Below are 22,315 nucleotides of genomic sequence, written 5' to 3'. Positions count from 1 at the left end.
GCGTAGCCAGTCTAATGAAGGATTTCTTGGTGTCTAGCCTTGCAAAGCATCAATCGCCAGTCGAAGCACTACGGATTTCGTAGGTGTTTTCCCTCCGTTTCCAGCAGACGATCGGCCGTGGCCCGGTGCAGCCTCGCCGCGGTCGGGTCGCCGAGCCGGTCCAGGGTGTCGGCCAGCCTGAGCTGGAGCGCGGCCTGGAGCCGTTCGTCCCCGGCGAGCCGCGCCCACTCGACCGCCTCCTGGCAGGTGCGCAGCGATTCCTGCGGCCGGCCCGCGTACTCCTGGACCCGGGCCGCCTCGCTCAACGCCCTTGCCTGGCCCGGGAGATCGCGCAGCCTGCGGTAGCCCGCCACGGCGGCCCGCCAGTTGCGCAGAGCCTCGCCGTACAGCCCCGCGTAGGTGAAAACGGTGCCGAGCCGGCCGTACAGCCGGGCCTCGTCGGCCCGCTCGCCCCGGCTCAGCCGCTGGGCGAGCGCCCTGCCGTACCAGTCGGCGGCCCGCTGCCAGTCGCGCAGATCCTGGTAGGCGCCGCCTACGGATTCCATCGCGCGGCCGGTCGCGTAGAGATCGTTCGCGGCCCTTCCGGCGTCCAGCGCGGCCCGGTAGCGGGCGAGCGCGTCCTGCGTACGGCCGGTCTGGGCGTCGAGATCGCCGATGTTCAGCAGCGCGGCGGCCTGCTCGCGGTGCAGCTCGCGCCGCTCGGCGATATCGAGCACCAGCTGGTGGAGCCCGTACAGCTCGGGCGCCGCGGCCTCGGTGCCCCGGTGCGCTGCCAGCGCCCTGACCAGCGCGGCCACCAGCCGCCTCGCCAGCGTGTCCAGCTCGCCGTCGGCGACCGCGAGCCGCGCGGAGGCGAGCAGCGCGGGCTGTCGCGCGGCCAGCCATCCGGCCGCCGCCGCGGCGTTCGGGAAGCGCAGCGCGCGGGGCAGCGCGGCCAGCTTCTTGCGGGCCGGGGAGCCGTCGGGTTCGGTGACGGCGCGGCAGGAGGAGAGCAGCCGTACGCTCCGCTCCAGCATCCGCGCGCGGGCCAACTGCACCTCGGCGGGCCGGTCGTGCTCCTCCATGACGCCCCGCAGCAGCGGGACCAGACAGCCGGGCACCTCGTACTGCTCGGCGTCGACCGCCCGGAGCAGCCCCCGTACGGCGAAGTCGTCCAGTGTGGTCCTGGCGGCCGAGACCGAGCAGCCGGCCAGCGCGGACGCGATGTGCGCGTCGGCGAGACCCGCGGGCGCGAGCGCGAGCAGTCGCAGTATCCGGGCGGCGGGTGACGGCAGCGTCTCGTAGACGAGATGGAAGGCGCGCGCGAGCGGCCGGTCGCCGACGGGCCGGTCCCAGTCGTGCGGCAGGGCCCGCAGCTGTTTGGTCACATCGGCGACGGACGCGGTGGGCCGGGCGGCGAGCCAGCCGCCGGCCAGTACGAGCGCGGCGGGCTGGCCGCCGCACTCCTCGGCGAGCGACTCCGCGGCCTGCGGATCGACGGTGATCCTGACCGCGCCGGTGAACGTGCCGAGAAGCTCGATGGCGGCCTTGGTATCCATCCCGCCGAGCGTGCACGGACGGACGTCGGGGATTCCGGTCAGCGGGCCCTGCGACACCGCGACCACCAGACAGCCGGGGTTGTCGGGCACGAGCGGGTCGACCTGCTCGGCGTCGACTGCGTCGTCGAGGAACAGCAGCACCCGCCGTGCGGAGAGCGTCTCGCGCACCATCTCGGACAGCTCGTCCTCGCCCGCGCCCGGCGGGGTGGCGAGGCCGAACGCGTCGAGGATCTCGCGCGCGGTCCGCTCGGTGGGCACCGGCCCGCCGCCGGGCTCGGTGAGGCGGGTCCGTACGACACCGTCCGGATAGCCGTCCCGCAGCTGCCGGGTCAGCTCCTCGGCGAGGGCGGTACGCCCCGAGCCGGGCCGGCCCGCGATCAGCAGCACCCGGGCGCGCGGCTCCTTGCGGCCGGAGAGCGTGTTGAGCCCGGCCCGCTCGATGTCTCCGCGCAGCGCCTTGATTTCCCGCTGCCGGCCGAAGAACTCCCCGTCGTGCGCGGGCCGCCCCGGGTGCGGGGCGCGCGCGTCGGACAGCGGCCCGGCGGAACCCGTCCGGGCGGAAGGGGGCGGCGACTGGACCGGCCGCGAGAGTTCCGGGGAGGACACGGCCGGCTCGGCGGGAACGACCGGGGCGAGGCAGCCGGCTCCGGGCCCCGACGGGGGCCCACCCGCCCCGGACACCAGGTCCCCCACCTCGGCCTCGGAACCGCCGGCCCCGGGCTCCGGATCGCCGGCATCGGGCGCCGGGACCCCCGCCCCGGACCGTGGAGCGCCGCCGCCGGGGCCGGCCTCCGCCGGACTCGGGGCCGGGTCAGCGGGCCCGGCAGGTCCGAGGGGTCCAGCGGCTCCGTCCGCCGTACCCGATCCGTCCGCCGCGTCCGGTTCGTCCGCGCCTGTGCCCTCGCGTACCGCCTGCCGCGTATCGCCACGCTCCGTCACCCCGCCCGGCGCCGGCCTCTCCGTGCCACTCGCGCTCACGGCGTCGGTCGCGTCCTCGGGACCCTCCGGGATACTCACCCGGGCCGTACCTTTCGTCTCGGAACCCGCTGTCGACGGCTCTTCGGCGGCCGACGTGGGACGGCTCCGCCGCTTCTCCGACGGCCCGTCAGTTTCGTTCGTTCCCGCGGCGGTTGGCTTCCCGCTCCGCGTACCGCCGCGCTTTCCCCCGGCGCCCGGACGGCCGGGGCCGCTCACATCCACCGCCTGATCCGTCACGGGCCACGCTCCGTCCGCCTGCGCACGAGCCGAGCCCGGCGGGTCTCCGCACGGGCGGTCCGAGCGTAGTTCACTCTCAGCGACGAGACCGAGGGAGCGTGGCCGATATGTCCCCCAATCGGATCAGCATTTTTTCAGACTGGAGAATGATCGGACGCCCGAAACGCAAGGACCCCTGTTCAGGACTCGAACGGGCGCGCGGGCCACGGCGCCTCGGCCGGCCTGAGCGACTCGATGCCGTCGCCCGCCAGCGCCGCGGCGAGCGCGAGCACCCCCACCGCCAGGCAGTTGTTGTGCAGTTCACCGGCGAGCACACCCCGTACCAGCTCCGCCGTCTCCACCCGGGCCAGCTCCATGTCCGCCTCCTCCTCGGAGACTTCGAAGCGCTCGCCCTCCGCCTCCGACAGACCGCGGGCGAGGAAGATCCGTACCGCCTCGTCGCAGCCGCCCGGCGTGGTGTAGACGTCCGTCAGCACCCGCCAGTCCTCGGCCTTGACGTGTGCCTCCTCGTACAGCTCGCGCTGGGCCGCGTGCAGCGGGTTCTCGCCCGGCACATCGAGCAGCCCGGCCGGGATCTCCCACAGCTTCTGGCGGACGGGGTGCCGGTACTGGCGCAGTACGAGGACCCGGCCCGTGTCGTCCAGCGCGAGGATCGCCACGGATCCGGGGTGGACCTGGTAGTCGCGCGACACGACCGTACCGTCGGGCATGACCACGTCATCCGTACGGACACTGGTCTTGTTGCCGCGGAAGGGCGTCGAGGTCGCGGTGACCCGCCACTCCTCGGGGGCGTCCTTGATCGTCATGAAACCGTCCTCCCACACAGCGGCGCACAAGCGGAAACCGGGGCACAGGTCCCGAAAGACCCGTGCCCCGGCTCCCACCGTATCGCTTGGCGGACCCGCTCAGGACTGGGCGGCCACCGGCTCCGCCGGCGTACGCTGGCCGCCCTGGCCCGCGCCCTCGCGCGCCGCCCGCTGACGCTCCACCGCGGCCTTCACCAGCCCGGCGAAGAGCGGATGCGGCCGGGTCGGCCGGGACCGCAGCTCCGGGTGGGCCTGGGTGGCGACCAGATACGGGTGCGTGGCGCGCGCGTACTCGACGTACTCGACGAGCTTGTTGTCCGGGGACGTGCCCGAGAAGACCAGCCCGGCCTTCTTCTCCAGCTCCGCGCGGTACGCGTTGTTGACCTCGTAGCGGTGGCGGTGGCGCTCCTCCACATACGGCTGGTCGTCATAGACCTCGCGCACGATCGAGCCCTCGGCGAGCTTGGCCGGGTAGAGACCGAGCCGCATCGTGCCGCCCAGGTCTCCGGCGCCCTCCACATAGGCGAGCTGCTCCTCCATCGTGGAGATCACCGGGTGGGCGGTGCCGGAGTCGAACTCCGTGGAGTTGGCGTCGGGGATCCCGGCGACGTTGCGCGCGGCCTCGATGACGATGCACTGGAGGCCCAGACAGAGCCCCAGCAGCGGCACCTTGTGCTCCCTGGCGTACTGGATGGCGCCGACCTTGCCGGTGACACCGCGCTCGCCGAAGCCGCCGGGGATCAGGATCCCGTCGACGTCGGCCAGCTGCCTGGCGGCGCCGGCCGGGGTCTTGCAGTCGTCCGAGGTGACCCACTTGACCTTGACGCGCGCCCTGTTCGCGAAGCCGCCGGCGCGGATCGCCTCGGTCACCGAGAGATAGGCGTCCGGGAGGTCGATGTACTTGCCGACCAGCGCGACGGTGACCTCGTGGTCGGGGTTGTGGACGCGGTCCAGCAGATCGTCCCAGACCGTCCAGTCCACATCGCGGAACGGCAGATCCAGCTTGCGCACGACATAGGCGTCCAGGCCCTCGGTGTGCAGCACCTTGGGGATGTCGTAGATCGACTTGGCGTCGACGCACGCCACCACGGCCGTCTCGTCGACATCGCACATCAGCGAGATCTTGCGCTTGATGGCGATCGGTACGTCGCGGTCGGCGCGGAGCACGATCGCGTCCGGCTGGATGCCGATGTTGCGCAGGGCCGCGACCGAGTGCTGGGTCGGCTTGGTCTTCAGCTCGCCGGAGGGGCCGATGTACGGCAGCAGCGAGATGTGCACGACGAAGACGTTGTCGCGGCCCACCTCGTGGCGCACCTGGCGGACGGTCTCCAGGAACGGCAGCGACTCGATGTCGCCGACCGTGCCGCCGACCTCCGTGATGACGACATCGACGTCGTCGGCCGCCATGCGCCGGATGCGGTGCTTGATCTCGTTGGTGATGTGCGGAATGACCTGAACCGTGTCACCCAGGTACTCACCGCGCCGCTCCTTCGCGATGACCTGCGAGTAGACCTGGCCGGTGGTGACATTGGCCGAGCCGTCGAGGTCCACATCGAGGAAGCGCTCGTAGTGGCCGATGTCCAGGTCGGTCTCGGCTCCGTCGTTCGTGACGAATACCTCACCGTGCTGGAACGGGTTCATCGTGCCCGGGTCGACGTTCAGATACGGGTCGAGCTTCTGCATGGTGACCCGCAGACCACGCGCCTTGAGCAGCGCACCCAGACTGGAGGCGGTCAGGCCCTTGCCGAGGGAGGAGGCAACGCCCCCGGTGACGAAGATGTGCTTGGTCGTCGAGGATGTCGAGGATCGGTTCGGCATGGCCAAGAGGGGGCTCCCGTGGTCGCGGTCTGAGGTGCGTGCCGGTGTCCCGGTCGAAGACTGAAGGGACTTCCGTCGCTGCGGGTACGGGGCCCCGTTGCGTTGCAGGGAGTCCACCGGTCCACGGGCTACCAGGGTATCAGCGCTGAAGGGAGGGTGCTTCCGGCCACGCGCCGACCTCCGCATCCGATGAGCCTTTCCCCCGAGTCGGACTTTTTCCCACCCAGTCACCCTTGGCCTACCCGTTCGGCGGACCGATGTTGCCGAGACCGTGGCGCGGAGCCCCGTGGTGCGTCGTATCCTGCTCAAACATTCGCTGCCGAGTCCGGCCGGCAAACGGCACCATCCCCGCCCGATTTCCCGGAAATAGAGCTCGTCAACGACCCTTGACCGAAGTACGCGCCCCACGGGGCGGACATGGCCGTTCGACTGGAGATGCACGTGGCCGGGCGCATCGAGGATTACGCACTCATCGGAGACATGCAGACCGCTGCCCTGGTCTGCCGGGACGGCACAGTCGACTGGCTGTGCCTGCCCCGCTTCGACTCGCACGCCGTGTTCGCGGCACTGCTCGGCACCGATGAGCATGGTTTCTGGCGACTGGGACCCGCGCATCCCGCGGGTTCCGTGCCGCCACGGGCCACGCGGCGCCGCTACCGCGGAGACTCACTGATTCTCGAATCGGAGTGGGACACCCCGCGCGGCACCGTCAGAGTGACCGATTTCATGCCCCCGCGTGACGGCGCTCCGCAGGTGATCCGGATCGTGGAGGGCATCAGCGGACGCGTGCCGATGCGGTCCGCGCTGCGGATGAGGTTCAGTTACGGGCGGGTCGTGCCCTGGGTCCACAAGGTGGACAACCGCACGGTCGCCGTCGCGGGGCCCGACTCGGTATGGCTGGATACGGACGCCGAGACGTACGGCAAGGACCTCACGACGTACTCCGACTTCACGGTGGCGCCGGGAGACCGGATCGCGTTCACGATCAGCTGGCAGCCCTCGCACCGGCAGCCGCCCGCGCTGCCCGACCCCGAGGGATCACTGGAGGCGACCTCCGACTTCTGGCGTGAATGGGTCGAGCACTGCACCTACCACGGCCCCTACCGGGAGGCGGTGGTCCGTTCGCTGATCACGCTCAAGGCGCTGACCTACGCGCCGACGGGCGGGATCGTGGCGGCGCCGACGACCTCGCTGCCGGAGGAGATCGGCGGCGTACGGAACTGGGACTACCGCTACACCTGGCTGCGCGACGCCGCGATCACGCTCTCCTCGCTGCTGCGCACCGGCTACCGCGAGGAGGCCCGCGCCTGGCGCGAGTGGCTGCTGCGCGCGGTCGCCGGCGACCCGGAGAATCTGCAGATCATGTACGGCATCGCGGGTGAGCGCGAGCTCGGCGAGGCGGAGCTGGACTGGCTGCCCGGCTATGAGCGCTCGGGCCCGGTCCGGGTCGGCAACGGCGCCGCGCACCAGCTCCAGCTGGATGTGTACGGCGAGGTCACCGAAGCGCTGCATCTGGCGCATATGACCGGCCTGGCCCGCAACGACTACGCCTCGGTGCTCCAGCTCAAGCTGATCCGGTATCTGGAGAAGCACTGGGACCAGCCGGACGAGGGCATCTGGGAGGTGCGCGGTCCGCGCCGGCACTTCGTGCACTCGAAGGTGATGGCCTGGGTGGCCGTCGACCGCACGATCAAGCTGATCGAATCGGGCGACGCCGACGGGCCGCTGGACCGCTGGCGCGAGATGCGGGACGACATCCACCGCGATGTCTGCGAGAAGGGGTACGACAAGGAGCGGAACACCTTCACGCAGTCGTACGGCTCCAAGGAGCTGGACGCGTCGCTGCTGCTCATTCCGCAGATGGGCTTCCTGCCGCCGGACGACAAGCGGGTCATCGGCACGATCGAGGCGATCCAGCGGGAGCTGTCCACCGAGGACGGCTTCATCATGCGGTACCCGACCTCGGGCGAGGACGCCGGGGTGGACGGTCTGGAGGGCGACGAGGGCGCGTTCCTGGCCTGCTCGTTCTGGCTCGCCGACGATCTCGCGATGATCGGGCGGGTGGACGAGGCCAGGAAGCTCTTCGAGAAGCTGCTCGCGCTCCGTAACGATCTCGGGCTGCTGGCGGAGGAGTGGGACTCCCGGCTCCAGCGCCAAGTGGGGAACTTCCCGCAGGCGTTCAGCCATGTCCCGCTGATCGACACGGCGCTGAGGCTGACGGCCTCGGGGGCGTACGGGGGCTGACGCCCGTGTGGGATCGCTGGTCCCGTGTCCTTTTCCCACCGGCGATCCCCACTTTGTGCACAGAACCGCCCCGGTCAGCGCCTGCGTGCGCGGCCGGGCCGTGGGCGCGGTCCTCGCTGTTGTCCACGACCGGAGCGCCTTCCATGGCAGCACCTTGATCTGCGTGGACGGTGTCGGCTGCCGGGGCTGTCCCGCGCGCTTTTCCAGTAGCCTCCGGCGTCATGGACAGTCAGGGCGGAATCACCGTGCGGCGGGCTCTTGAGCTGCCGGGACTCCGGGCCGGGCTGCCCGAGGTCGTCGCCTGCGCGGACCGGCTGGACCGTACGGTGCGCTGGGTGCACGCGGGTGAGGTGCCGTACATCGCGTCCCTGCTCAAGGGCGGCGAGCTGCTTCTCACCACGGGGCTCGGGCTGGGCAGCCGCCCGGCCGAGCAGCGGGTCTTCGTCCGCAGGCTCGCCGAGCGCGGGATCGCGGCCCTGGTGGTGGAGCTGGGGTCCCGGTTCGACCGCCTTCCGGCGACGATCGTGGAGGCGGCTCGGGCCGCCGGGCTGCCGCTGGTGCAGCTGCACCGCGAGGTGCCGTTCGTCTCGGTGACCGAAGAGGTGCACACCGAGATCGTGAACGGCCATTACGCGCTGCTGCGGCAGGCCGAGGAGGTGCACCGGCGGTGCACGGAGGCGCTGCTCGACGGGGGCGGAGTGCCGCAGGTCCTCCGTATTCTCGCGGATTTCGCGGGCAATCCGGTCTTCCTGGAGACGGCCGAGGGACGTCTGCTGTACGCGGCGGCCCCCGGCACCGGTCCCGCCGCCGCCGATCCGCTCCAGATCTGGGAGGGGCTGCGCGGCCAGCGGGCGGCGCGCGCGGCGGGACCGCCTGCCGGGGCGGTGCTGGTGGACGTACCCGGCGGCGGGCACGGCACCGGGGCGGTACGGGCGCGGCTGGTGCTGCCCGCCGTATCCGCGCCGCCACTGCCGGTGCACCGGCTGGCGGCCGAGCGCGCGGCGGACATCCTGGCGGTCGTCCTGATGCAGGCCCGTCAGGAGGACGAACTCGCGGCCCGGGGCCGTGGCGACTTCCTGACAGATCTCGCGGAGGGCCGGATCCTCGCGGAGGACGCGCCCGCGCAGGCCAAGGTGCTGGGTTTCAAGCCGGGCGAGGGGCCCCTGCTGCCGGTGGTGATGCGGCTGGCGCCCGAGTCGGCCCCGGCAGGCAACTGGGCGCTGCTCGCCAGGGCCGTGCTGGAGGAGCTGTCGTCGGTGGGGGTGCCGGTGCTGCTGGGCGTACGCCCGGTGGAGGGGCGCGTTCCGCTGCTGCTCGGGCTGCGCACCGAGTCCGAGCGTACGGCGGTGGCCGACCGGGTCGCGACGGCGCTGCGCGCGGGCGTGGAACGGGCCGGGCTGGAGCGTCCCGGGACGCAGCCGCCGGTGGTGGTCGTCGGCGTCGCGGGCGGCTGGGCGGCGGCGAGCGCGGGGCTGCGGCACGCGGCGGAGACCGCGACGGCGGCCCAGGGGCTGCCGGACCGCGCCTGGTACGACGCCCGCAGGCTGGATATCGATCTGCTGCTGTGGCGGCTGCGTGAGCACTCCGATCTGGCGGCCTTCGTGGACCGCGCGATCGGTCCGCTGCGCGCGCACGACCGGACCGCACGGCCCGCGCTGCTGCCCACTCTTGAGGTCTATCTGGCCCACGCGGGACGCAAGGCGGAGACGGCGCGCGAGCTGCATCTGAACCGCCAGACGCTCTACAACCGGCTGGCACGGATCGCGGAACTGCTCGGCACGGACCTGGACGATCCGCAGACGGTGCTGGCCCTGAGCCTGGCGCTGCGGGCGAGACGCCACACGCTCTGACCGACGGAGCCCCCGTCGGCCGGTCAGCGGGGGCGGAGGGGCAGAGGTGTCAGTGGGATCGCCGGGGCCGTGTCAACTCGTCGTACACGCTGAGCACTTGCGCGACGGTCTCGTCCTCCGTCGGCCAGCTCGCCGCCTGCGCCAGGCCCGTCGCGGCGAGTTCCCGGCAGCGCTCGGGATCGCCGAGGAGGCGTATCACGGCGTCCGCGAGGGCCGTCGCGTCCCCGTACGGTACGAGTTCCGCCGCGTCGCCGACCAGTTCGGGGACGGCACCGACCGCCGTGGCGACCAGCGGGACCCCGAGCCGCAGCGCCTCCTGCGCGAGGACGGAGCGGGCCTCCCAGCGGCTGGGCAGCACGGCGACATCGGCGGCGGCGAGGAGTTCGGACACGTCGTCGCGGCGGCCGATGAGCTGGACGGGCAACTCGTCGTCCTCGATGCGGCGCTGAAGTGCGGCGCGCTCCCGCCCCTCGCCCGCGATGACGACCAGCGGCATGGGGTCGAGGTGACGCCAGATCCTGGCCGCGTCCAGCAGCGTGTCGTACCCCTTGCCGGGGACGAGGCTGCCGACGGCCATCAGCAACGGCCGGTCGACGGCGCCGAGTTCGGCGCGCGACTTGTTCTCGGGACCGTCGTCGGCGGGCCGGTGGGGCGCGGGCACCGCGACCGACGCGAGACGGGCGTCGCGCGCCCCGCGCTCGCGGGCCCGGTCGACCAGTTCCGAGGAGGTGCCGAGTACAACGGCCGCCGCTCTGGCGGCTCTTCGCTCCATCAGCCGCAGCAGCCGGCCGCGCGGTCCTTCGGCGTGCGCGCGGGTGTGCCAGGTGACGACGAGCGGCACGCGCATCCCACTGAGCGCGATCGCGGTCCGTACGGCGGCGTGCACACCATGCGCGTGCACCACGTCCGCGCCGGCGCAGGCCGCCCGCAGGGCCGCGACGGCCGCCGGATCGCCGCGCCGGGGCACGGGTACGTGATACGCCCCCGCGCCCCGGAAGTCGTAGGCGCGGTCGAGCTCGGCGGGGGCGCACACCGTCACCCGCACTCCCCTGGCGGCCAGACCGGCCGCCAGGGAGCGTACGTGCGCACTGCTGCCCGCACTGCCGCCGCCAAGTACCTGGACCGTACGCAGTTGTGTCACGTGGTCAAGGCTCCTGGATCGGGATGGGGGAACGGGTGGACGGCAGGGCTGCCCGGAAGCGCGGCGCGGGGCCCGAAAGTCGCTGCGCCAAGGATGCCAGTCCGTACGCACGTTCCGGCACCGCCGGGGCGTCGTTCGTGTGTCCGGCCCCTCAACTCGGCACCCGGATCACTCACATGGGTGAGAAGGCGCGATGGCCGACCCGGTCACCGTACGCCGTCGCGGCGACAACTCCCAGTGCGCGCGGGGCCGGGACGGCGGCTCCGGCGGTGGCGGCCGAGGGCGGTCGCGGGGCAGTGTACAGATCCGGCGTGCGCCCGGCGTGGTGGGTACGCCGGGCGAACTCCGATCCTCCGGGCGCCTGTTCGCGGAGCGCTTCGTATACGGCGCGCGGCTGTCCCGCCGCCTCTGCCCGCCGTACGGCCGCCGTAGGGGACAGCGCTCCTTTCGAAACACGCCCTAGCCGCCGGAGGCCGCACCCCGCGCCGTGGCCAGCAGTTCCTCCGCGTGCGCCCGCGCCGTTTCCGAGTCCTCCTGGCCCGCCAGCATCCGCGACAACTCCCGTACCCGGTCCTCGCCTTCCAGGACCGTCACCCCGGAGCGTGTCACCGAGCCGTCCACCGTCTTCTCGACCAGCAGCTGCCGGTCGGCGAAGGCCGCGACCTGCGGGAGGTGCGTGACCACGACCACCTGCGCCGACGCGGCGAGCTTCGCCAGCCGGCGGCCCACCTCGACCGCCGCCTTGCCGCCGACGCCCGCGTCCACCTCGTCGAAGAGATACGTCGGCACCGGATCCGAGCCCGCGAACACCACCTCCACCGCGAGCATCACCCGCGACAGCTCACCACCGGACGCGCCCTTGGCGATCGGCCGGGGCTGGGCACCCGGGTGGGGTGCCAGCAGCAGTTCGACCTCGTCGACGCCGTGCGGCCCGTGGACGACCGCGCGGCCGCCGACCTCGACGCCGTCCGCCTCCTCGGCGGACTCGGTCTGGCGGATGTCGAACGAGACGCGCGCGTGCGGCATGGCGAGCGAGGCCAGCTCGGCCGTGACGGCCTCCGCGAAGAGCGCCGCCGCCGCCGTACGCGCGTCGGTCAGCGCCTGCGCCAGCACGGACAGCTCGGACCGCAGGGTGTCCCGCTCGGCCGTCAGCTCGCCGATCCGTTCGTCGTCGCCCTCCAGCTCGGTCAGCCGCGCGCTGCTCTCCTCGGCCCAGGCCAGGACGGTGGTGATGTCCTCGCCGTACTTGCGGGTCAGGCCGGTGAGCGCGGCCCTGCGCTCCTCCACGGCGGCCAGCCGCAGCGGATCGGCGTCCAGATTGTCCGCGTATCCGGCGAGTTCACCGGCCACGTCCGCCAGCAGAATGGAGATCTCGCCCATCCGCTCGGCGAGCCCGGCGAGCGCGGGGTCATGGGACCGTACGGCCTCCAGCGCCCGGCCCGCTCCCCCGACCAGGGTCGTCGCGTCGACGCCCTCCGGATCCTCGGGGTTGCCCGCCAGCGCGGCGTGCGCGACGGACGCGGCGGAGGCGAGCGCCTCCGCGTGGCCGAGGCGCTCGGCCTCCGCGGCGAGCTCGACGTCCTCGCCCGCCCTCGGCTCGACCGCCCCGATCTCGTCCAGCCCGAAGCGCAGCAGATCGGCTTCCTGGGCGCGCTCACGGGCCCGGGTGGTCAGTTCCTCCAGCTCCGCGGCGACGGTGCGCAGCCTGCGGTAGGCCTCGGTGTAGGCGGCGTACGGAACGGCGACCGCGTCGCCCGCGTACCGGTCGAGCGCCTTGCGCTGCCGGGCGGGCCGCAGCAGCCCCTGCTGGTCGGTCTGGCCGTGCACCGCGACCAGGTCGTCCGCCAGCTCGGCCAGCACGCCCACGGGCACGGAGCGCCCGCCGAGATGGGCCCGCGAGCGCCCCTCCGCCGAGACGGTTCTGCTGATGAGCAGCGTTCCGTCGTCCAGCTCCGCCCCCGCCTCCTCGGCACGCAGGGTCGCCGGGGCGCCGGCGGCGAGGGCGATCCGCCCCTCCACGACCGCCGACTTCGCGCCGATCCGCACAAGCGCGGGATCGGCGCGTCCGCCGAGCAGCAGTCCGAGACTGGTGACGACCATGGTCTTGCCCGCGCCCGTCTCACCGGTCACCGCCGTGAAGCCGGGTGACAGCTCGACGACCGCGTCGTCGATGACTCCGAGCGACCGTATCCGCATCTCCTCCAACACGGTCATGACCATACGAGGTCCGGGAGCCCCCGCGCGACGGACCCCACCCCCGATTCCCTCGACCGGGCAGTGTCCGGGTGGTGCGCGGTCTGAGCGTTACGTACCGAATCCACCCGGAAACACCCCCTACGTCCTGTCGGTTTCGCACCGGCCGGTCCGGTCAGTGCGGCGCCCCGCGCCAGCCGGACACCGGCAGCGCGAACTTGGCCACCAGCCGGTCGGTGAACGACGCGTGATGCAGCCGCGCCAGCCGTACCGGGACGGCTCCGCGCCGTACCTCCACCCGCGCTCCCGGCGGCAGTTCCACGGTCCTGCGCCCGTCGCACCACAGCACCCCGTGCGGGGTGTTCGCCTGCACCTCCACCGCGAGCACCGTGGTCGGCGAGGTCACCAGCGGCTTCGCGAAGAGCGCGTGGGCGCTGATCGGCACCATCAGCAGCGCCTCGACCTCCGGCCAGACGACCGGCCCGCCGGCCGAGAAGGCGTACGCCGTCGACCCCGTGGGAGTGGCACAGACGATTCCGTCACAGCCGAACGCCGTGACCGGCCGTCCGTCGATCTCCAGGACGACTTCGAGCATCCGTTCCGGTGAGACCTTCTGTACGGCCGCCTCGTTGAGCGCCCAGTCCCGGTGGACCACATCGCCGTTGCTGCGCACGACGACATCGATGGTCATCCGCTCCTCGACCTCGTAGGAGCGAGTGACCACGCGGTTGACGACCTTGTCCAGATCGTCACGTTCCGCCTCGGCGAGGAAGCCGACCCTGCCCAGATTGACCCCGAGCATCGGGACGCCCGAGGCCCGCGCGAACGCGGCGCCGCGCAGCAGCGTGCCGTCCCCGCCGAGCACGATCAGCAGCTCACAGCCGTCGAGCGCGGCCGGGGTGGCGTCGGGGACCGTCTCCACGGACTCCGGCAGCGGCAGGTCGACCGCCTCCGCCGCCAGGACCCGTACGCCGAGTCCGCTGCGTACCAGTCCGTTCACGACCAGTTCCGCGCTGCGGATCGCCGCGGGTCTGCCGGTGTGGGCCAGCAGGAATACGGTGCGTTCTGCGTTCGACGTCAACGGGGTCCCTCCGCCACTGCACGGTCGACATCGGCCGGGTCCAGTTCGGGTGCTCCGGCCCTGAGCCACAGAAAATACTCAACGTTTCCGGAGGGTCCCGGCAGCGGACTGGCCGTGACTCCCCTTACTCCGAGGCCGAGTTCGCCCGCGCGCCGCGCCACGGTCCGTACGGCCTCGGCGCGGAGTTCCGGGCTGCGCACGACCCCTCCGCTGCCCAGCCGCTCCTTGCCCACCTCGAACTGCGGCTTCACCATCAGTACGAGATCGGCGTCCGGGGCGGCGCAGTTCACCAGCGCGGGCAGCACCACCCCCAGCGGGATGAACGACAGATCCCCCACGATCAGATCCACGGGCTCCCCTTCGATCGCTTCGAGCGTCAACTCACGTACGTTCGTACGATCCTTGACGGTGACGCGTTCATCACTCCGCAGCGACCAGGCGAGTTGGCCGTAACCGACGTCCACGGCGACGACATGGCCGACGCCGGCCCGCAGCAGGACATCCGTGAAACCGCCGGTGGACGCGCCGGCGTCGAGCGCCCGGCGGCCGGCGACCTCAAGTCCGAGCGGTACGAAGGCCGCCAGCGCTCCGGCGAGTTTGTGCCCGCCGCGCGAGACGTAGTCGGGATCGCCGTCGTCCTCGGTGACGACGACGGCGGCGCTGGTCTCCACCTGGGTGGCGGGTTTGGTCGCGGTGGTGCCGCCGACGGTCACCCGGCCCGCGGCGATCAGCTGGCTCGCGTGCTCACGCGAGCGCGCGAGGTTACGGCGTACCAGCTCGGCATCGAGACGGCGGCGTGCCAGTCCAGCCACGTTCGGTTCAGCTCCTGTGGTCGTACGCGGGAGAAGTCAGCGGGGCGTCGGCTGCCCCCGGGGCCCCTGAGGCGGTGGAAACCCCTGGGGTCCTGGGACGCCCTGAGGTGCCGGACGTGCGTCGAGCGCGGTCAGCGCGTCGCGCAGGCCCCGGTGTACATCCTCGTACACCTCGACATGGCCGTCCGCGGGGAGGTGGTCGGCGTCGGCGAGCCGGGTCAGCAGCGCGTCCACCTCGGCCTCGCCGGTGGGGATCCGCTCCAGGCCGAGCGGCAGGGGTGCGGCGGGGTCGTGGGCGGCGGGTCCGGCGGCCCCGGTCTCCCGTTCCCTCTCCCCCGCCGGCGCCCGATCCGTCTCCCGCTCGGGCCGCTCCCCGGGTCGTTCTTCGGATCGCTGCTCGGGCCGTTGCTCGGGCCGTTGCTCGGGCCGTTCGCCTGGCCGTTCTCCGGGCCGCCGCTCGGACCCTCGCCCGGCCGGGCCCGCCATCGAGTCGCTCATGCCCAGACGCTACCGCGAAGCCCTGCGGTACCGTCGATCGCGATGGCGACGATGGAGGAGTGCCGCGGCGCACTCGACAAGCTCTCTGACAATCTGGCGCAGGCGGACGGAAAGGTCCGCACCGCGGCCGGTTTCGACCGCTCGCTCAGCTGCCACATCACCGATCTCGATGTCACGTTCACCGGACGTCTGGTGGACGGCCGGATCGTGGTGACCGACACCGTGGAGGGTCCACCACCGCAGAAGGCCGAGATCCGACTCGCCATGACGGGCGACGACCTGGTGGCGCTGGTTGACGGTGAACTGAACTTCGCCCGCGCCTGGGGCTCGGGCCGGGTCGGACTGGAGGCCGGTTTCCGCGATCTGCTGCGGCTGAGATCGCTGCTCTGAGGGCGCGCCGTCGAGGCCCGGTGGGCGGGCCCGCTCCGGCTCACTTCCCCGACGGTACGGATTCCCGTGGCACGGATCGCGGCGGAACAGATCGCGGCGGCACGGCTCGCGGCGGCACGGATACGGGCCGTCGCGCCCGCCGTCCCGCCGGGACCACCAGCGGCGTACCGGTCTCCGGATCGTCGATGACCTGGCAGCGCAGCCCGAACACCTCCTCCACCCGCTCCGCCGTGACCACGTCCGCCGGGGCGCCCTCGGCCACGATCCGCCCGTCGCGCATCGCGATGAGGTGGGTGGCGTACCGGGCCGCGTGGTTGAGGTCGTGCAGGACGGCGACGAGCGTACGGCCCTGAGTCTCGTGCAGCTCGGCGCAGAGGTCGAGCACATCGATCTGGTGCTGGATGTCGAGAAAGGTGGTCGGCTCGTCCAGCAGCAGGAGCGGCGTCTGCTGGGCGAGCGCCATCGCGATCCACACCCGCTGGCGCTGACCGCCGGACAGTTCGTCGACATAGCGACCGGCCAGCTCACCGACCCCGGTCGCCGCCATCGATTCCTCGACAATCCGCTCGTCCTCCGGCGACCACTGACGCAGCAGCCCCTGGTGCGGATAGCGACCGCGCGCCACCAGATCCACGACCGTGATCCCGTCGGGCGCGATGGACGACTGCGGCAGCAGCCCCAGGGTCCTGGCGACCTTCTTGGCGGGCAGGGAGTGAATGGCCGTGCCGTCGAGCAGAACGCGCCCGCCGGACGGTTTGAGCATCCGCGAAAGCGCGCGCAGCAAAGTCGACTTGCCGCAGGCGTTCGGCCCCACGATCACCGTGAACGACTGGTCGGGGATCTCGACCGACAGGTCACTGGCGATGATCCGCTGGTCGTAGCCGAGGGTCACCGATTCCGCGGTGAGGCGCTGCGAGGTCATTAAGTTAGGTTAGCCTACCCTCGCAATCGATCACGCTGCGGGAAAGGCGAAGAGGCCATATGACCGACGCCCCCTTCCAGTTCTTCACCGTCGAGGTGCTCCGCACGGAGCGCGTCACCCCGTCGATGGCGCGGATCGTCCTCGGCGGCCCGGACCTGTCACGGATGGCCTCGGCCGGACGCGACCAGCGCGTCAAGCTGTTCCTGCCGCGGCCGGGCGAGCGCGAACCGGTCATGCCGGACCCGGCGCGGGCCGACTGGTACGACGCCTGGCGCGAGCTCGATCCCGGGATACGGGGCGTCATGCGTACGTACACCGTGCGCGAACTGCGCCGCGACCCGCACGAGTTGGTCATCGACTTCGCCCTGCACGGCACGGAGGGCAAGGACGGGACCGGACCAGGGACGAGGCCAAGGGCGGGGACGGCGAAGGCAGTTGTGGTGGTACGGCCGTGGACGCCGTGTCAGGACCCGCCACGCGCTGGGCGCGAGCGGCCCGGCCCGGTGCCAGGATCGCCGTCCTGGCACCGGTCGACGGGGAGAACGCCGGCTATGAGTTCCGGCCCCCGGACGGCACCGGCTGGATCCTCCTGACCGCCGACGAGTCGGCCCTGCCCGCCGTCGCCGGGATCCTGGAATCCCTGCCGCCCGGCATGCCCGCCCGGGTCTGGATCGAGGTCCAGGACCCGGCCGACCGCCAGGAACTCCCCACCGAGGCCGACGCCGAGACCGTCTGGCTGACCCGCGGCCACCACGCCCCGTCCGCCACGGCGGACGCGATCCGCGCCGCCGCTCTGCCCGGGGGCACCCCGTACGCCTGGGTCGCCGGTGAGTCGGCGACGGTGAAGGCCGTACGCCGCCATCTCGTCGGAGAACGCGGCTTCGACCGTAAGACCGTCACGTTCAGCGGCTACTGGCGCCGGGGTGCCTCCGAGGACCATCTGATGGTCGCCGGAGAGGATGCCTGACCGTCCCGCCCGACCATCCCGCCTGCCGACGGGACCGGACACAGAGCCGCGGACCCGCCACAGAGCCGCGGACCCGCCACGGAGCCGGGGACCCGCTACTGCCTCGCTACAGACCGAGCTTGGCCAGTGCCTTGCCCGCGTCCCGCGTGCAGGAGCCGTCACCCGCGTCCGTCCAGGCCGCCGCGCACAGCGCGCGCAGCCCGTCCAGCGCCGCGCCCTCCCCGTCGAGCACCAGCGCGCCGGCGCTGACGTACGCGGTCCAGCCACCGCACCCGAAGGCTCGCACCGCTCCGCCGGAACCAGACGCGTCGACGGCATCGGCGACACCGGTCACACCGGTCACATCGGTCACATCGGTGACGTCGGGCTGGCCGGTCAGCAGCCCGCGCAGATCCAGATCCACATACGTCGGCCGGTGCCGGGGCTCGGCGGTCAGCAGCTCCGCCGCGTCCGTCACCCCCGTCAGGACGAGCAGCGAGTCCACCCCTCCGTTGAACGCCCCCTCGATGTCCGTGTCCAGCCGGTCTCCGACCACCAGCGCGTGCTTCGCCCCGGTCCGCAGGATCGTCTCCCGGTGCATCGGGGGCAGCGGCTTGCCCGCGACCTGCGGCTCGGCGCCCGTCGCGATCCGGACGACCTCGACCGCCGCGCCATTGCCCGGCATGATCCCCCGCGCGCTCGGAATCGTCAGATCCGTATTGGACGCGAACCACGGCACGCCGTGGTTGATCGCGTAGCACGCCTCGGCGAACCGTCCCCAGGCCAGGTCGGGTCCCCCGTACCCCTGCACCACGGCGGCCGGGTCGTCGTCGGCCGACTCCACCGGTTCGAGACCGCGCTCACGCAGCGCGATCCGCAGCCCCTCACCACCGATGACCAGCACCTTGGATCCCCGCGGAAGCTGCTCGGCGATCAGCCGCGACACCGCCTGCGCGGAGGTGATCACATCGGCGGGGTCGGCGGGCACACCCAGCTCCGTCAGATGCGCGGCGACGGTGTCCGGCGGCCGGAGCGCGTTGTTGGTGACATACGCGAGACGCATCCCCCTGTCCCGGGCCGTGTTGAGCGACTCGACCGCGTACGCGATGGCCTCCCCGCCCGCGTACACGACCCCGTCGAGATCGAGCAGAGCCGTGTCGTACGCCTCGTTCAGCGCGGTCGTACTCCCGCTCGGCCTGGTCCTGCTCTGCTGGCTCATCCGTCTTACGCTCCTCGCTCGGGTTATCCCCCGATCATCGCTCATCCCCGTACCGCACATACGATGCCCGAATGAACACAACAGGTCCTGCGGACAAGGGGCTGCGGCTGATTCCGTTCCGTGGACTCCGCTATGTCCCCGAGCGCGTCGGCAGTCTCTCCGCGGTGACCTCGCCGCCGTACGACGTGGTCGTCAGGCCGGACGGGCTGCACCATCTGGAGTCGGCGGATCCGCACAACATCGTCCGGCTGATCCTGCCGCAGGCAGCCACCCCCGAGGACCGCCACCGCCAGGCGGCGGCGACGCTGGAACAGTGGCTGTCGGAGGGCGTCCTCGCCCCGGATCCGGAGCCCGCGCTGTACGTGTACGAGCAGCGCAAGGGCGAACTGCTCCAGCGCGGCGTCATCGGGGCCCTGGCGCTCTCCGCCCCGGCGGACGGCATCGTGCTGCCGCACGAGGACGTGATGCCGGATGTCGTGGCGGACCGCGCGGCTCTGATGCGGACGACCGCGGCGAACCTGGAACCGCTGCTGCTGACATACCGGAAGGGGGACGAGACGGCCGGTGCGGCAGCTGTGATCGAGCGCGTCATCCGCCGCTCCCCGCTTCTGGCGACGACCACGGAGGACGGGTTCAGCCACCGGCTGTGGTCGGTCACCGCGCCCGGAGACCTCGCGGAGATCACCGACGACCTCGCGCACCACCAGGCCCTGATCGCCGACGGTCATCACCGCTGGGCGACGTATCTGCGGCTGCGGGACGAGCACCCGGCGCCGGGGCCCTGGGGCTACGGTCTGGTGCTCCTGATCGACACGGCCCGCTACCCGCTCCAGGTCCGCTCCATCCACCGGCTGCTGCACGGGCTGCCGGCCGACCGGGCGGTGGCGGCTCTGACGGGCTCCTTCCGGATCCGTACGGTCGGCGGGCCGCTCCCAGAGGCCCTCGACGCGCTGGCCGACGCCGCCGCCTCGGGCAACGCGTTCCTGCTCGCCGGGGACGGCCGGTTCCAGCTGGCCGACCGGCCGGACCGGGACCTGCTGGCGCGTACGGTCCCGCCCGACCGGCCGGCGGCCTGGCGGAACCTGGACGCGACGGTCCTCCATTCCACGCTGCTCGACCACATCTGGCGGATCCCGGACACCCCGGAGCACATCGCCTACATCCATGACACGGAAGCGGCCGTCAGCAAGGCGGAACAGGACGGCAGCACGGCGGTCCTGATGCATCCGGTGCACGAGGACGTCGTACGGGAGCTGGCGCTCCAGGGCGTCACGATGCCGCGCAAGTCGACGTCCTTCGGTCCGAAGCCGGCGACGGGGCTGGTACTGCGGAGCCTGGATCTCGGCTGACGTAACCCTGGGCCGACATACGAGTGGGCGGCACCCGGGTCCGGGTGCCGCCCACTCGTATGTCACTCAGCTCGTCGCTCAGCCTTTGTCGTGCGTGTGCTTGTCGTCGATACCGGCCTCGTTGTCGTCATCGACATCGACGTCGGCATCAACGTCGACTTCGAAGTCGACATCGGTGTCGGTCTCGGTCTCGGTCTCGGTCTCGACCGATGTGCCGGGCTCGTCCTCGTCCTCACCCATGGCATCGACGAACTCGACGCCGTCCAGCTCGGCGAGACGGTCCGAGGCGTCCGTCGCCCCGTCCTTGTCCGCCTCGATCGTCTTGCCGAACCACTCCCGCGCCTCGTCCTCACGCCCGGCCGACAGCAGGGCGTCGGCGTACGCGTACCGCAGCCGCGCGGTCCACGGCTGTACGGAGTTCGACGCCAGCTCGGGACTCTGCAGCGTGACGATGGCGGCTTCGATCTGCCCCATGTCCCTGCGCGCACCGGCCGCGACGAGCCGCATCTCGACCTGCCCGGCCTTGTCGAGCTTCTGCACCTCGGGCTCGCCGGCCATCGCCATCGCACGCTCGGGACGGCCGAGGCCGCGCTCGCAGTCCGCCATGACGGGCCACAGATCGACGCCCCCGGTCATCCGCCGCGCCGCCCGGAACTCGGCCAGCGCCTCCGCGTACTTCTGCGTGGCGTACGCGGCGAAGCCGGCGGCCTCACGTACGGCGGCGACCCTGGAGGCGAGCCGCAGCGCGATACGCGAGTACGCGTAAGCCTGCTCGGGGTCCTCGTCGATCAGCTTCGCGACCATGACGAGGTTTCTGGCGACGTCCTCGGCGAGCGTCTTGGGCAGGCTCATCAGCTCCTGCCGGACGCTCTTGTCGATCTCGTCACCCGTGACGTCCTCGGGGATGGGCAGCCGCTTGATGGGCTCGCGGTCGCGGTCCCGGTCGTCCCGGCGCTCGTAACCGCCACCGCGGTTGTCGTCACGGCCCCGGTATCCACCACGGTCCCCGCCCCGGTCGTCGCGACGCCCGTAGCCGCCACCGCCAGCGCCACCGCTGGGACGCCCGCCCCGGTCATCACGGCGCGGACCACTGGGACGGTCGTCCCGGCGCCCGTAACCGCCGCCACCGCGATTGTCGTCACGGCGGGGTCCGGCGGAACGTTCATCCCGACGGAAGCCGCCCGGCCGGTCGTCACGGCGGTCGTCACGGCCCCGGTATCCGCCGCGGTCGTTGTCCCGGCGGGGAGCGCTGGGACGGTCGTCACGACGGAAACCACCGGGCCGGTCATCACGACGGTCATCCCGACGCGGACCCGAGGGCCGGTCATCACGACGATCATCACGACGGAACGCCGGACGATCGTCACGCCGGTCGTCACGACGAGGGCCAGCGGGGCGATCGTCGCGGCGGTCGTCACGACCCCTGAACCCGCCGCGGTCGTTGTCCCGGCGGGGGCCGCTGGGACGGTCGTCACGACGGAAACCACCGGGCCGGTCATCCCGACGCGGACCCGAGGGCCGGTCATCACGACGATCATCACGACGGAACGCCGGCCGGTCATCACGCCGGTCGTCACGACGAGGACCAGCGGGCCGGTCATCCCGACGCCCGAAGCCGCCACGGTCGTCGGAACGATGCGGAGTGCTCGGGCGGTCGTCACGACGCCCGTACCCACCGCCGCCGCCACCGGTCGGCCGTCCACCACCAGTCGGCCGCCCACCGCCACCAGCGGGCCGGCCACCGCGGTTGTCATCCCGACGACCGTAACCGCCACCGCTGAAACCGGAATTGGGGCGACCGCCGCGGTCGTCCTCACGACGCGGACCGCCGGAGCGGTCATCGCGACGGGGGCCGGTCGGCCGGTCGTCACGCGCACCACGGAACCCGCCACCGCGATTGTCATCACGGCGGTTGTTGTCATCACGACGGAAACCACCACGGTCCCGATCATCACGCCGCGGTCCGCGCTCGCGGTCGTCACGACCTCCGCGGAAGCCGCCCCGGTCACCGCTGTCCCTGCGGCGCTGGTCGCGCTCAGGACGGTCGTCGGAGGAATTGGGGGACATCGGTTGGGCTCCTGTCTTCGGGTACCGCAGTCATTCTCGCGCAGTCGGCCTTCCGATGCGCTTCGGGCAAAAACGGGTGGAAACAAAAAAAGACCCGTGATCCAGCGTGAACGCTGGACCACGGGTCCATGAAAGATTGTTCGGCGGCGTCCTACTCTCCCACAGGGTCCCCCCTGCAGTACCATCGGCGCTGTGAGGCTTAGCTTCCGGGTTCGGAATGTAACCG

The 22,315-nt window shown here is 72.1% G+C and carries 16 protein-coding genes, 1 rRNA gene and 2 pseudogenes; 6 read left to right on the top strand and 13 right to left on the bottom strand.

The annotated features are described in order from the left end of the window. Positions 1-68: 68 nt before the first annotated feature. The 3 genes from ACZ7LS_RS18795 to ACZ7LS_RS18785 all read right to left on the bottom strand — a co-directional run bounded on the left by ACZ7LS_RS18795 (position 69) and on the right by ACZ7LS_RS18785 (position 5,377). Entirely contained in the window at positions 69-2,072 is a 2,004-nt protein-coding gene (locus ACZ7LS_RS18795) for a tetratricopeptide repeat protein (protein WP_382971330.1), read from the bottom strand. A gap of 860 nt (positions 2,073-2,932) precedes the next feature. After that, positions 2,933-3,559 carry an NUDIX domain-containing protein gene (locus ACZ7LS_RS18790; RefSeq protein ID WP_385136946.1) on the bottom strand — a complete coding sequence of 209 codons (627 nt, stop codon included), beginning with the start codon at positions 3,557-3,559 and terminating at the stop codon, positions 2,933-2,935. A 99-nt stretch (positions 3,560-3,658) separates the two neighbouring features. Beyond that, positions 3,659-5,377, bottom strand: coding sequence for a CTP synthase (locus ACZ7LS_RS18785; protein WP_382675804.1), 1,719 nt, complete (start codon positions 5,375-5,377; stop codon positions 3,659-3,661). Between the two features lie 417 nt (positions 5,378-5,794). Here ACZ7LS_RS18785 and ACZ7LS_RS18780 point away from each other — a divergent pair, with 417 nt between their 5' ends. Further along, positions 5,795-7,621, top strand: coding sequence for a glycoside hydrolase family 15 protein (locus tag ACZ7LS_RS18780; protein ID WP_240045728.1), 1,827 nt, complete (start codon positions 5,795-5,797; stop codon positions 7,619-7,621). 221 nt (positions 7,622-7,842) lie between these two features. Next, positions 7,843-9,471 (top strand): PucR family transcriptional regulator, encoded by a 1,629-nt coding sequence (locus tag ACZ7LS_RS18775; protein ID WP_382675801.1) that lies wholly within the window; start codon positions 7,843-7,845, stop codon positions 9,469-9,471. A gap of 49 nt (positions 9,472-9,520) precedes the next feature. Here the strand turns inward: ACZ7LS_RS18775 and ACZ7LS_RS18770 are convergent, their stop codons facing one another. The 5 genes from ACZ7LS_RS18770 to ACZ7LS_RS18750 form a co-directional block, all read right to left on the bottom strand. Next, entirely contained in the window at positions 9,521-10,612 is a 1,092-nt protein-coding gene (locus ACZ7LS_RS18770) for a glycosyltransferase family 4 protein (protein ID WP_385136949.1), read from the bottom strand. 459 nt (positions 10,613-11,071) lie between these two features. After that, positions 11,072-12,826, bottom strand: coding sequence for a DNA repair protein RecN (recN, locus tag ACZ7LS_RS18765; RefSeq protein ID WP_385136950.1), 1,755 nt, complete (start codon positions 12,824-12,826; stop codon positions 11,072-11,074). Between the two features lie 154 nt (positions 12,827-12,980). Then, a complete protein-coding gene (locus ACZ7LS_RS18760) occupies positions 12,981-13,886 on the bottom strand; it encodes an NAD kinase (protein ID WP_129770131.1) in 906 nt (301 codons plus the stop codon). After that, a complete protein-coding gene (locus tag ACZ7LS_RS18755; protein ID WP_356518613.1) occupies positions 13,883-14,698 on the bottom strand; it encodes a TlyA family RNA methyltransferase in 816 nt (271 codons plus the stop codon). The genes ACZ7LS_RS18760 and ACZ7LS_RS18755 overlap by 4 nt, the downstream gene beginning before the upstream one ends. A 36-nt stretch (positions 14,699-14,734) precedes the next feature. Then, entirely contained in the window at positions 14,735-15,184 is a 450-nt protein-coding gene (locus ACZ7LS_RS18750) for a hypothetical protein (protein WP_385136958.1), read from the bottom strand. A 54-nt stretch (positions 15,185-15,238) separates the two neighbouring features. Here ACZ7LS_RS18750 and ACZ7LS_RS18745 point away from each other — a divergent pair, with 54 nt between their 5' ends. After that, positions 15,239-15,586, top strand: coding sequence for a sterol-binding protein (locus ACZ7LS_RS18745; RefSeq protein ID WP_382530433.1), 348 nt, complete (start codon positions 15,239-15,241; stop codon positions 15,584-15,586). 40 nt (positions 15,587-15,626) lie between these two features. On the opposite strand, the gene ACZ7LS_RS18740 is transcribed toward ACZ7LS_RS18745, so the two are convergent. Continuing rightward, positions 15,627-16,508 carry an ABC transporter ATP-binding protein gene (locus ACZ7LS_RS18740; RefSeq protein ID WP_385136952.1) on the bottom strand — a complete coding sequence of 294 codons (882 nt, stop codon included), beginning with the start codon at positions 16,506-16,508 and terminating at the stop codon, positions 15,627-15,629. A 59-nt stretch (positions 16,509-16,567) separates the two neighbouring features. On the opposite strand from ACZ7LS_RS18740, the pseudogene ACZ7LS_RS18735 reads away from it, so the two are divergent. Together ACZ7LS_RS18735 and ACZ7LS_RS18730 are read left to right on the top strand one after the other, a co-directional pair. Next, positions 16,568-16,834: pseudogene (locus ACZ7LS_RS18735) on the top strand (siderophore-interacting protein); the annotation flags it as partial. Between the two features lie 125 nt (positions 16,835-16,959). Continuing rightward, complete coding sequence (locus ACZ7LS_RS18730; RefSeq protein ID WP_469448320.1) at positions 16,960-17,475, top strand: siderophore-interacting protein; 516 nt, start codon at positions 16,960-16,962, stop codon at positions 17,473-17,475. A gap of 106 nt (positions 17,476-17,581) precedes the next feature. On the opposite strand, the gene ACZ7LS_RS18725 is transcribed toward ACZ7LS_RS18730, so the two are convergent. Then, positions 17,582-18,673, bottom strand: a complete 1,092-nt coding sequence (locus tag ACZ7LS_RS18725; protein ID WP_385136954.1) for an HAD-IIA family hydrolase — start codon at positions 18,671-18,673, stop codon at positions 17,582-17,584. 71 nt (positions 18,674-18,744) lie between these two features. Between ACZ7LS_RS18725 and ACZ7LS_RS18720 the strand changes: the two genes are divergently transcribed. Continuing rightward, a complete protein-coding gene (locus tag ACZ7LS_RS18720) occupies positions 18,745-20,022 on the top strand; it encodes a DUF1015 domain-containing protein (protein ID WP_385136956.1) in 1,278 nt (425 codons plus the stop codon). Positions 20,023-20,100: 78 nt separating this feature from the next. Here the strand turns inward: ACZ7LS_RS18720 and ACZ7LS_RS18715 are convergent, their stop codons facing one another. From ACZ7LS_RS18715 to rrf, 3 genes and pseudogenes are all read right to left on the bottom strand, one after another. After that, positions 20,101-20,874 carry a tetratricopeptide repeat protein gene (locus ACZ7LS_RS18715; RefSeq protein WP_382675779.1) on the bottom strand — a complete coding sequence of 258 codons (774 nt, stop codon included), beginning with the start codon at positions 20,872-20,874 and terminating at the stop codon, positions 20,101-20,103. A gap of 240 nt (positions 20,875-21,114) precedes the next feature. Continuing rightward, positions 21,115-21,687, bottom strand: a pseudogene (locus ACZ7LS_RS18710) (hypothetical protein); the annotation flags it as partial. A 540-nt stretch (positions 21,688-22,227) separates the two neighbouring features. Continuing rightward, positions 22,228-22,315, bottom strand: a 5S ribosomal RNA gene (gene rrf, locus ACZ7LS_RS18705); the annotation flags it as partial.

The organism is Streptomyces sp. NPDC039430 (assembly GCF_055639435.1).
This window is presented reverse-complemented; position numbering and strand designations above follow the sequence as displayed.